Source organism: Endozoicomonas ascidiicola, assembly GCF_001646945.1.
GTDB classification, from domain to species: Bacteria; Pseudomonadota; Gammaproteobacteria; order Pseudomonadales; family Endozoicomonadaceae; genus Endozoicomonas; species Endozoicomonas ascidiicola.
Genome location: NZ_LUTV01000005.1, coordinates 337,273 through 342,094 on the forward strand (window position 1 = coordinate 337,273; position 4,822 = coordinate 342,094).

At 44.7% G+C, this 4,822-nt stretch carries 4 protein-coding genes and 5 tRNA genes; 2 read left to right on the forward strand and 7 right to left on the reverse strand.

Annotated elements, in window-relative coordinates; genetic code table 11:
- Positions 1-127: 127 nt before the first annotated feature.
- On the forward strand, positions 128-667 hold the full coding sequence (locus tag AKL11_RS15345) for a leishmanolysin-related zinc metalloendopeptidase (protein ID WP_157673591.1): 540 nt from the start codon (positions 128-130) through the stop codon (positions 665-667).
- 260 nt (positions 668-927) lie between these two features.
- Here AKL11_RS15345 and AKL11_RS15350 read toward each other — a convergent pair whose 3' ends face one another.
- On the reverse strand, positions 928-2,586 hold the full coding sequence (locus AKL11_RS15350) for a phosphoethanolamine transferase (protein WP_067519010.1): 1,659 nt from the start codon (positions 2,584-2,586) through the stop codon (positions 928-930).
- Between the two features lie 12 nt (positions 2,587-2,598).
- Positions 2,599-2,955, reverse strand: coding sequence for a diacylglycerol kinase (locus AKL11_RS15355; protein ID WP_067519012.1), 357 nt, complete (start codon positions 2,953-2,955; stop codon positions 2,599-2,601).
- Between the two features lie 107 nt (positions 2,956-3,062).
- Between AKL11_RS15355 and fba the strand changes: the two genes are divergently transcribed.
- Positions 3,063-4,127 carry a class II fructose-bisphosphate aldolase gene (gene fba, locus AKL11_RS15360; RefSeq protein WP_067519014.1) on the forward strand — a complete coding sequence of 355 codons (1,065 nt, stop codon included), beginning with the start codon at positions 3,063-3,065 and terminating at the stop codon, positions 4,125-4,127.
- 98 nt (positions 4,128-4,225) lie between these two features.
- Here fba and AKL11_RS15365 read toward each other — a convergent pair.
- The 5 genes from AKL11_RS15365 to AKL11_RS15385 form a co-directional block, all read right to left on the reverse strand.
- Positions 4,226-4,301, reverse strand: a tRNA-Gly gene (locus AKL11_RS15365).
- Positions 4,302-4,335: 34 nt separating this feature from the next.
- Positions 4,336-4,411: transfer RNA gene (locus AKL11_RS15370), tRNA-Glu, on the reverse strand.
- Positions 4,412-4,459: 48 nt separating this feature from the next.
- Positions 4,460-4,548: transfer RNA gene (locus AKL11_RS15375), tRNA-Gly, on the reverse strand.
- Between the two features lie 26 nt (positions 4,549-4,574).
- Positions 4,575-4,650: transfer RNA gene (locus tag AKL11_RS15380), tRNA-Ala, on the reverse strand.
- Between the two features lie 77 nt (positions 4,651-4,727).
- Positions 4,728-4,803, reverse strand: a tRNA-Glu gene (locus AKL11_RS15385).
- Between the last annotated feature and the right edge of the window lie 19 nt (positions 4,804-4,822).

A 4,822-nucleotide genomic window follows, 5' to 3' on the forward strand; every position in this document is an offset into this window, starting at 1 on the left:
TAGAAATAGAAATAGAAATAGAAATAGAAATAGAAATAGAAATAGAAATAGAAATAGAAATAGAAATAGAAATAGAAATAGAAATAGAAATATAATTAAAAAAGACAATATAACACAAGATGCACTTGTGAATATATTGATGCACGAGATGCTCCATGTATTGGGGTATAACGGTAAAAATGGCACACCTTTAAAGAACTGGTATCACTTATTAGACCACAATACCCCCAACAAGAAATTTTACGTTGGCCGATATGGCGCTGAAGCGTTTAATCATTTACAAATCCAGCAATGTAATAAAACTGTTTATCCAAAATTACCAATGACACCAGACGGAAGTCATCTTAGTGAGGACATCCTGGGTGATGAATTAATGACACCTTTCTATGGAGGCAAAGGCGTGCTGAGCAACATAACTCTTGGTATTTTGGAAGATTTGGGTTATATCATTGATAAAACGCAAGCGGAGCAATACAAGTTACCATCATGCGAGAAAAAGAATGCCACAGACTTTCTAGGAAACTGCAAAAAAGTAACTACTCAGGATGTTGTTACGTGTCCTGAGCATGAAGCTGCAATGAACAAGCATTTAGCGGATTATTTGGGTTCTCGGGACATCGATGGCTATTATTATGATAATGGTGGTGATGATGACCTTCCTGACTGATCCCATGACTAAAATTTCAACACGCCTGATAATTCTTTACTTTCAGCATCAGAACATAGAGAAGCCAGAGAAAGCCCTGACAGAAGCACTGCTCTTAAGGGCGAAATAAGGTCGAAATTAAAATACTAAGGAACTATCACAGGATAACTTCCACATTTAGCCAGAACCGTTATCCGTAAAAACCTTGCTGCTTGTGCTTTTACGGATAACGGTAAACGGAAAGCGCTTCTTTGAGCAGTGAAGTTATTCGGGGACAGTTCCTAAGGAAACCCAGAACGGCAGCTTGAAAAGACGTCTGACCGAGGCCGGTAGATTGCAGTTTCAACATCCATAACACCCAGCAGTGAATGAAAAATATCGTCATGGGAGTAAATACCTTGCAGGCCAGATTTATCATCAAGACAACTGACATCAACCCTTTTCTCTTCGACAAACCCAGGGGACATCCACACCATGAATGGAACCCGTTTCTGGGTTAACGGAGCCATATCGTATGGAAAGCCATGGAGATAGGCACCCCCCTCTCCCAGAGATTCTCCGTGATCTGATATATATATCATCGCCGTATGAAAACGGCTCTCCAACCCCTTTAATTTTTCAATGACCTGGCTAATGAAAAAGTCAGTGTATCGAATCGTATTGTCATAGCTATTAACAATCTCTTCTTCGGTGCAATTTTCAATATCTGCCCGGTTACAGCCAGGCTGAAAGTACTCCATGCTTTTTGGATAACGACGATAATAAGTAGGCCCATGGCTACCCATAATGTGCAGAAAAATGATTCGATTGCCGGACAGGCCTTCAACATTTTTATCAAAGTCCTCAAGCAGAACGCTGTCATAGCAACTTCCTTTCTGACAGTACTCATCCTTACGCCATGGATCAATCAAAATGGTATCTATATGACGGGCAACACCTTTATCACCACCATTGTTTTCCTCCCATAGAATAGCGACACCGGCACGCTTCAGAATATCAAGAACATTATCCTGACTTTTTATTTCCCTCAAATCAAACCTCTGCCGGGAGAGCTCTGAAAACATACATCGAACAGATACCGCCGTTGCAGTACCGCAGGATGCCACATCGGTAAATCGAATCATTTCCAACGGATCAGTAAAAGGCGTAGTGGGCCGGCCATAACCAAAGTAGGGATAGTTCTGCACCCGCGCAGTTTCGCCCACAACAAATACAAGAAGCACAGGCTTTTTTTCTGCTGCAACCAGCGCCCGCTTTGACTGAACTGCATCTTCCCCCAGCTTCTGATATGGCAGAGGTTTGAGAAAATAGCGCTCACCAAAGTACTGTATTGAGCCATTTATCCAGGCATAGGGATTTATTATTTTTCTCAAATAACTGTTATTTCTTCCAAATGAGGCATAGTCCTGATAATACAGGGCAGCTATTCCCCATATAAGTAATCCAGACAGCACAATGGACGCAGCCTTTTTCCCCAGAAAAAAAAGAACACCGCTTTTTTCTCTCAGCCTTATCAATATCACCAGCAAAGAGGGCAACACGCCCATCATCATCAGCCAAAAAACCGAGTAGGCACTGATATAAGCCCCAGCTTCTGCAACATCAGTTTCTACAATATTTTCTACCATCCCCTTGTCGTATAATGTGCCGTAGTTGAACGTTGAATAACTGACAGCGCTGGAAATCAGCAACATAACGATAAACAAAGGCTTAGCGATTCGTGGCCAGCAGACCAAGTTAAAAAGCAGATTGAATGCAGAAAAAAGGAAGACGGGTAAAGAAATAATAAAGCCCGGATCAACATTATTAAGCCGGGCGATAATGTCAACAGTGTCTCTATAAAATGGCAAGTTAACAACCAGCGCAAAATAGAGAGCCATCAATGCTGCAAACGCTGTATGGGACAGCTTAAACCTAAATGACAGCGCCGCTAGCTTCATACACATCCTCTCTTAGAGAAGTACGGATAACCACACAAACCCCGCAAGCATCAAAGAGATAAAGACGGCAGCAGAACCAATGTCTTTTGCCCGTCCACTGAGTTCATGCAACTCACCACCAAATCGATCAACCACCGCCTCAATTGCTGAATTGATCAATTCAACAATGACGACCAGAACCACTGAAGCTATCATAGCAGTTCTTTCCAGAGTGCCGACCGGCAATAGGAAAGCAATGATCGTAGCCACTATGGTCAGCATCACCTCCTGACGAAATGCCGCTTCATTTATCCAGGCCGCCTTAAGACCTTTCATCGAATAACCTGTTGCATCAATGATGCGGCGAATGCCTGTTTTTCCCGGTTTCACGATATCTCCTTCCAAATTGATAGTGAATTTTCTGACAGTGAACTTTGCACACTCTTTGAATGAAGGCGATAATAGCGGGTTTCGAATAATGAATAAATGGAGCAGGTATGGCCTTGATAAGCCTTCGCCAGATGTTGGATCATGCGGCTGAAAACGGTTATGGAATTCCGGCTTTTAATGTGAACAACCTTGAGCAGATGCGTGCCATTATGGAAGCGGCACAGGAAACTGACTCCCCCGTGATTGTGCAGGCCTCTGCCGGCGCACGATCTTATGCAGGCGCACCTTTCCTACGTCATTTGATTCTTGCTGCTACCGAAGAATTTCCGAATATTCCCGTGGTTATGCATCAGGATCATGGTACCAGCCCGGCAGTATGCCAACGCTCCATTCAATTGGGTTTTACCTCTGTTATGATGGACGGCTCATTAATGGATGACGGCAAAACACCTTCCAGCTACGAATACAATGTTGAAGTCACTCGACGGGCAGTTGAAATGTCCCATGCCTGCGGCGTCTCTGTTGAGGGCGAGCTTGGCTGCCTGGGATCATTGGAAACAGGCCAGGCCGGGGAAGAAGATGGTGTCGGCGCTGAAGGAATTTTGTCTCACGATCAGCTACTGACCGATCCGGATGAAGCTGCGGAGTTTGTAAAAGCCACGGGGGTTGACGCTTTGGCGATCGCCTGCGGAACCAGCCATGGCGCTTATAAGTTCTCTCGCCCGCCCACTGGTGACATTCTTGCCATTGATCGCATCCGCGACATTCACAAACGCATTCCTAATACCCACCTTGTGATGCACGGCTCATCATCTGTACCACAGGAATGGTTGAAAATCATTAATGACCACGGCGGCTCAATCCCTGAAACCTACGGCGTTCCTGTTGAACAAATTCAGGAAGGGATTCGCAACGGTGTGCGGAAAGTAAACATTGATACGGACCTGCGCCTGGTATCTACTGGCGCAGTTCGTCAGTTTCTGCAGGAAAACCCTTCAGAATTTGATCCACGGAAGTTTTTGAAAGCTTCAACCAAAGCGATGAAAGAGCTTTGCATTCAACGTTATGAAGCGTTTGGTTGTGCAGGTCAGGGAAGTAAAGTGCCGGTTAGCAACCTTGAGACGATGTTTCTTTTATACGACACCGGTAAGTTAGATTCAAAGATAAGCTAATCTACCTCACACAGACAAAGCCAGTTTGAAGCTGGTTTTTTTTGTATTGCCCACAAAAAAAAGGCAAAAAAAACCAGTCATAAGACTGGCTTTAAAGTTGGAGCGGGAAACGAGGTTCGAACTCGCGACCTCAACCTTGGCAAGGTTGCGCTCTACCAACTGAGCTATTCCCGCGTAAAGTTTTTGAGACTCTTTATGTCTTGAAAATTGGCGTCCCCTAGGGGACTCGAACCCCTGTTACCGCCGTGAAAGGGCGGTGTCCTAGGCCACTAGACGAAGGGGACGCAATCCTTCGATCTTTCAGAATAAAAAAACATCTGAAAGCTAGATTTTGGAGCGGGTAACGAACTTCACTCTTGTCACAAAAAAATGCGACTTCAACCTTGGCAAGGTTGCGCTCTACCAACTGAGTTATACCCGCACAGCTTTTTAATAAAAGCTTAAAAATGGTGGAGCTAAGCGGGATCGAACCGCTGACCTCAACACTGCCAGTGTTGCGCTCTCCCAGCTGAGCTATAGCCCCAATGCTTGCTGAATTATGCCACCTTGAACAACAAATTCAACGACAAATTCAACCTATTGCTGATAGCAATAATAAAGTGGCGTCCCCTAGGGGACTCGAACCCCTGTTACCGCCGTGAAAGGGCGGTGTCCTAGGCCACTAGACGAAGGGGACGCAATTCCTTCTAATCTAA